Origin of the sequence: Massilia jejuensis, from assembly GCF_042656795.1 — a bacterium.
In the GTDB taxonomy this organism is placed as follows: domain Bacteria; phylum Pseudomonadota; class Gammaproteobacteria; order Burkholderiales; family Burkholderiaceae_D; genus Telluria; species Telluria jejuensis.
Genome location: NZ_JBHSMS010000050.1, coordinates 1 through 3,955, shown reverse-complemented (window position 1 = coordinate 3,955; position 3,955 = coordinate 1). Strand labels below are relative to the sequence as shown.

The 3,955-nt window shown below is 68.7% G+C and carries 2 protein-coding genes and 1 pseudogene; all 3 read left to right on the top strand.

Annotated features, from left to right (window positions below; all coding sequences use genetic code 11):
* The first annotated feature begins 160 nt into the window (after positions 1-160).
* Entirely contained in the window at positions 161-1,378 is a 1,218-nt protein-coding gene (locus tag ACFPOU_RS16160; RefSeq protein ID WP_379723363.1) for a metal-dependent hydrolase, read from the top strand.
* A 173-nt stretch (positions 1,379-1,551) separates the two neighbouring features.
* The gene (locus ACFPOU_RS16155) at positions 1,552-2,874 is read left to right on the top strand and encodes a sigma-54 dependent transcriptional regulator (RefSeq protein ID WP_379723360.1); all 1,323 of its coding nucleotides are present in this window, start codon (positions 1,552-1,554) and stop codon (positions 2,872-2,874) included.
* A 460-nt stretch (positions 2,875-3,334) separates the two neighbouring features.
* A pseudogene (locus tag ACFPOU_RS16150) lies at positions 3,335-3,955 on the top strand (hypothetical protein); the annotation flags it as partial.

Genomic DNA, 3,955 nt, shown 5'->3' with positions numbered 1-3,955 from the left:
CGAATAGCAGTTCGACCTCGCTAGCGCCCAGCAGTTCAATTTCTACACGTAGCGGTGACAGCGCCAAAGATTTCAACCTCAAAGGTTTCAACTTGAGCGTTCGGAACCACGAGTGTTCGCTCAGCCCGCCAAGCTGCGCAGCCGGTGCTAACATTGCAACATGGACAACCTTACCCACTCGCTCGTCGGCCTTGCGCTGGGCGAACTGACCCATCGCCTGCTGCCTTCGGAACCGGACCCGGCCGGCGCGCGCTCGCGCCGCCGCCTGCTGCTGGCGGGCGCGGCGCTGGCCAGCAACTTCCCCGACCTCGACCTGGTGTTCACGCCCCTGGCAGCAGCGCCGCTGGGCTACCTGCTGCACCACCGCGGCCATACCCATACGCTGCTGTACGCCTTGCCGCAGGCGCTGCTGCTGCTCGCTGCCCTCTGGCTGTGCTGGCCGGCGGCGCGCCGCCTGTTGCGAGCGAGCGCGCAGGCGCGCCGCGGCCTGGCAGCGGTCACGCTCGCCGGGCTGCTGCTGCACTTCGGCATGGATGCGCTCAATGTCTACGGCATCCATCCGTTCGCCCCGTTCGACCCGCGCTGGTACTACGGCGACATGGTCTTCATTATCGAGCCGGTATTCTGGCTGGCGCTGGGCACGCCGCTGGCGGCCCACGTCGCCAGCCGGTATTGGTGCCGCCTGCTGCTGGGACTTCTTTTGGTGCTGCCGGCGCTGTTCGTGTCGACCGGGCACCTGCAGTGGGGATCGTTGCTGGGGCTGGCGCTGGTATGGGCGCTGGCCGTGCTGCTGACGCGCCGCCACGGCGAGCGCGCGGCCCTGCTGGCCGGCGTGGCGCTGGCCGCCGGCTTCGTCCTGCTGCAGGGCGCGCTGGCCGAACGCGCGCGCGGCGTACTCGCCGCCGCGCTGCGCGCCGGCGATCCGGGCGCCGCGATCCTCGACCTGCCGCTGTCGGCCTTCCCGGCCAATCCCCTGTGCTGGGCCGCGATGGCCGTGACGCGCGACGGCCCCGATGGCTACCGCATCCGCCGCGGCGTGCTCAGCCTGGCGCCCGCGATCACGCCGGCAGCGCATTGCCCGCCGGCGATCGGCGGCATGCGCGTTCCCCCCGGCCCGGCCAGCGTGGCCTGGGGCTGGGAGGAGCGCGGCTCGGTGGCGGCGCTGCGGACATTGCGCCGCGACTGCCGTGTCGACGCCTGGCTGCGCTTTGCGCGCGTGCCTTCGCTGGCCGGCGGCAGCGCCACCGACGTGCGCTTCGGCGCGCCGGGAGAGCCGAATTTCTCGACCCTGTCCCTGGCGGCCGGCACGGCGCAGCCATGCCCGCGAGACCTGCCGCGCTGGGCGTATCCGCGTGCCGACCTCCTTGGCCTGCCCTAGCTTCGGCCCGGCGTCAAGCCCCGCGCATTGTCGAGTTGGTAACGAAACACGGCGCCCTCAATTGTCGACCATGCAACATAAGAATGCAGTATGCTTACCCGCAGTTACAGAGTTTCAGGCGAAGCCGGCAGACGCACCCCTGGTCCGCCGTTCAACCAGAGCGGGGAGGATGGATGGTCCCGAAACGATTACTCTGCATATCACCCGGTGACCCGGGCGCGATCGACGCCTTGCGCGCGGAAATGCCCGACTGGCAGATCCGCACCGTGCGCAGCGTCGACGAGGCGCGGTTCGAGTTGCGCCAGGATGCCTACCTGGTCGGGTTGCTGATGCAGGTGATCGGGTCGCGGGCCTGTTCCGATCTCGAGCGCTTCCTGCGCCAGCACAGCCAGGTCCAGTGGGTCGGCGTGTTCGGTGCCGAGGCCATGGGCGCCCCCGCCTGGCGCGACCTCGTGGCCGACTACCTGTGCGATTACCACACGCTGCCGCTCGATACCCGGCGCCTCGTCCACACCCTCGGCCACGTGCTCGGACATGCCCTGCTGCGCCGCCCGCGCCCGCGGCCCGGATCCCAACCCTCTTCGCTCATCGGCAACTGCGACGCCATGCAGCGCCTGCGCGGCCAGGTCGAACGCGTCGCCAAGGTCGACGCCCCGGTGCTGATCTGGGGCGAAAGCGGCAGCGGCAAGGAACTCACGGCCCAGGCCATCCACCGCCAGTCGCTGCGCTCGACCGGTCCGCTGGTGCCGATCAACTGCGGCGCCATCGCCCCCAACCTGATCCACTCCGAACTGTTCGGCTACGAACGCGGCGCCTTCACCGGCGCGGCGCGCGACAAGGTCGGCCTGATCGAATCGGCGAATGGCGGCACCCTGTTCCTGGACGAAATCGGCGACCTGCCGAAGGACTTGCAGTCCAACCTGTTGCGCTTCCTGCAGGACAAGACCATCATCCGGCTCGGCGCCACGCGCGCCATCCCGGTCGACGTGCGCGTCATCTCGGCCTCGCACGTGGACCTGCAGCAGGCGGTGGCGCGCGGCGATTTCCGCGAAGACCTGTACTACCGGCTCTCGGTGCTGCCGCTCACGGTGCCCGCGCTGCGCGAACGGCGCCAGGACCTGGCCCAACTGGCCGAGCATTTTTTCCACCAGTTCGCCAGCGACCGGTCGCCGCGCCTGAGAGGCTTCAGCAGCAAGGCCCTCGCGGCGATCGCGGCGCACGACTGGCCGGGCAATGTGCGCGAGCTGATCAACCGCGTGCGGCGGGCCATGGTCATGGCCGACGGCAAATGGATCGAGCCGGACGACCTCGACCTCGTCATGCCCTCGCCGCCGATCGAAGCCGTGCTCGACGACGCCCGCTGCAGCTCCGAGCGCCTCGCCATACGCACCTGCCTCGACCGCACCGGCCAGAACGTCAGCCGCGCCGCCCGCGACCTGGGCGTCTCGCGCACGACCATGTACCGGCTGCTGGCGAAGCACGGCATGCGTCCCTGACTCCCCCACCTACCCCTGCAAGTCCAGTCCCTCGCACGGCGGTACCGGGGAAGCCCCCTAGCTGCTCAATTGCCGGGCTCAGGTACAGGCGGTCGACGCCGGCTATAAGCGGCCTGAGCAATCACGACCCGGCGCCCGCGCCCCGTCCACTTGATCGGCCCGGCAGTGGCCATGCACCTGACGGGGCCAGCCCGCGTGCGCAGTGTCCAGTCCAACCCGGCCAAACGTTACACAAATGTCTCACATCCGGTACAGCAGGCGGAGGTTAAATTCCTAACAACAATGCTCGTTAGAAACTCTGTCAATTTTTTTTAAAAATTGCTCATACCAATCAAAGAGTTGAGCAGTTTCGGCAACATGTGGCATCCGATTTGCATACAGGGCAATTCAGCTGGCATGTTTGCCGGTCGAACCCAACCACATCCCGTCGAACCCATTTACACACCCTAGGGGAACTTGCATGAACAAGACTTTGCTCGTCACTGCCCTGTCGCTTGCCTTCGGCTTGAATGCCCAGGCCCAAACGACGGAACCTACCACCGATTCGTCCACCACCGTGACCCAAACGGGGCCGGGCGTCAATGCCAACGATAGCGGCACGGCCAGTGCGGACGACAATTCCACGCACACGACGACGGACAACACCGACAATTCCAACCAGGGCAACGATTCGTCGTCGCGCGACAATTCCGGCCAGAACCGCAGCAGCGGCCAAGCGGCGGCCAGTGCGGTCGGCGCCGTCGCCGCCAACAACGGTGGAACCGCGACCTCGACCTTCTCGAATTCCTTCAACACCTCGAGCGCCACCGCCAACAGCACCCTGCACGGCACCGTCAGCGGCAACGCGATCAGCCATATCGGCAACGTCGCCACCAACTCGGGCGGCGCCAACGGCGCCGGCGCGACGGGCGGCGCGGGCGCCAGTGGAACCGGCGGCCTGGCGCGCGGCAACGGCGGCGCGGGCGCGGCCGGCACCGGCGGCCAGGCGGCGTCGGGCTCGACGGGCGGCAGCGCCTGGAGCGGCGGCGCCACCACTGGCTATGCGACGGCCGCCGAGGCCACGGCGGGCGCCGGCGGCGCG

What these genes read in the sequence shown, in the direction of transcription:
- ACFPOU_RS16160 (WP_379723363.1), top strand. Translation starts at nt 161, where the DNA reads ATGGACAACCTTACCCACTCGCTCGTCGGCCTTGCGCTGGGCGAACTG.
- ACFPOU_RS16155 (WP_379723360.1), top strand. Translation starts at nt 1,552, where the DNA reads ATGGTCCCGAAACGATTACTCTGCATATCACCCGGTGACCCGGGCGCG.